Below are 1,769 nucleotides of genomic sequence, written 5' to 3' on the forward strand. Positions count from 1 at the left end.
TTCGGACGGGGTCGGGGAGGCGGAAGCAGCGGGGCGATCTCGTCCCAGAGATCGTCGGGAAGAAGTGCGCGGGCCATGAAACACCAACGCACATCAACGCTCAGGGTGCCGTTCTGTTAGGCGCTCTTAACCGTGCCTGCCGGCCGACATGCCATGTCCGGCTATGGCGCGCCCCGTGCAAGTCGTGAGCCGGCTGAAACAAGGGATCAAGGCCGCGAGAAAAACTTAAGCCCAAAACGCCAACGGCCCCACCCCGGCAAGGGTGAGGCCGTCGAAAATCGAATGAGGTCCGGGGACCGCCTGATGTCAATCGGGATCGCTTCCCGAAACGATGATGTTTTGCCTTTTGCCGGGGACGGTTCACGCCAAGCCCCCTGCTTTGACGCGGCTCGAGCAGGGCTGTGAGTGATGTTTCACGCGACCATGGCCGCCGCGATCGACGCACCAGGCTAGGCGATCCAACGCCAACTGCGCCATCGGAAGTTCGACACGACCGCCGGTTACATCCAGAGCGGAAAGCTTTTTAAGCAGAACGCGGCCGGCATGGCTGGCTTGTGAGTTCCGCTGGGGTCTATTCTAGCTTCAATGTGACGACTTCGAAAGGTGGGTAGCGGAGCGGCACGCGTTTCAGTCCTCTTCCATCCGCAGAGATATTAGGCCTACATTCGACCCCAGGTCACCTTTCATGATGGGGGATCTCGTCCACTCGGCGGTGACGATGAACACCGAGAGCCGGCGGCCTGCTGAACCTGTCGGGCGCGGCCGGCACCTTCCAGCTGGGAGAGGCTGGCGAGCGACACGCTCAGCGTGATCAGCCTCGGTAAACCGCAATTGGGGGTTGGCATTGACGCGTTCGATGTACGGCGTACATGAGAGGGCATGAGGAATAACGCAGTCCGTCCCGCTCAGCGGCGTACGCGCGTCGGCAGCTTCGTTGCCGGCCTCAGCACCCTTGCGTCCATTTGGCCGGCGGTCTCACCCAATACGCGCGCACCATCCCGCACAGATCTAGAGGCCTTACGGGGTGATAGCGCGCGGATCGGAGACGACATGCGCCGTGTGATTGATCGTGAGCGTGCGCGTGTCGAGACGGCCCAAAGGTAACCCTCCGGCGCGGCAGCAGCCTTCGCAGGATCAGCAGCCTACCGTCATCGAGCGCAATGAATTCTGGCAGGGGCCTTTGCCACCGCCGGTCGTGCTTGATCAATTCCGCCAGCTCGTGCCTGATGCACCCGAGCGCATCTTCGCGATGTGGGAGCAGGAGGCTCAGCACCGTCGAGAGCTAGAAAAGTCTTCGCTCAAGGGCAATCTTCAAACAGTTCGGCTTGGCCAATGGGCAGCTATCGCCTTCTCTCTATCTGCCCTTGCCGTCGCTGCTCTCGCTCTCACTCTTGGTTATCCCTCCGCGGCAATGGTCATCGGAGCCTTGGATATCGCCGCGGTCGTAGGCGCCTTCCTCTACGTGCGCAGACAGAACGGGCAGTAGCTCGGCCACCGGAACATCCAGCCGGTCGCCGCCTTCGCTTCGTAGGTCATCCGTGGAGCACACCATGAGCAACAACGACGCGACTAAGAGCGCCTAACAGAACCGCCTGATTTGGTTGAGGGTGATGAGACTGGCGGCGAGGTTGGTGAAGGCCTCGTAGATGTCGGCGCGACGCTCGTAGCGTACGGGCAGGCGTCGGAAACGGTTGAACCAGGCATGGGTGCGCTCGACTACCCAACGGTGACGCCCAAGCTTCTCGCTGCTGTCGATCCCGCGCCGAGCG

Annotated in this window: 2 protein-coding genes; one reads left to right on the forward strand and one right to left on the reverse strand. The window is 61.8% G+C overall.

Annotated features, from left to right (window positions below; translation table 11 throughout):
* Positions 1 to 1,069 precede the first annotated feature (1,069 nt).
* The gene (locus FV227_RS28480) at positions 1,070 to 1,486 is read left to right on the forward strand and encodes a DUF2335 domain-containing protein (protein ID WP_187275000.1); all 417 of its coding nucleotides are present in this window, start codon (positions 1,070 to 1,072) and stop codon (positions 1,484 to 1,486) included.
* 93 nt (positions 1,487 to 1,579) lie between these two features.
* Here FV227_RS28480 and FV227_RS28485 read toward each other — a convergent pair.
* Positions 1,580 to 1,769: transposase (locus FV227_RS28485; RefSeq protein WP_147859662.1), on the reverse strand; the 190-nt coding region annotated here is incomplete at its 5' end.

Origin of the sequence: Methylobacterium sp. WL119, from assembly GCF_008039875.1 — a bacterium.
GTDB lineage: Bacteria > Pseudomonadota > Alphaproteobacteria > Rhizobiales > Beijerinckiaceae > Methylobacterium.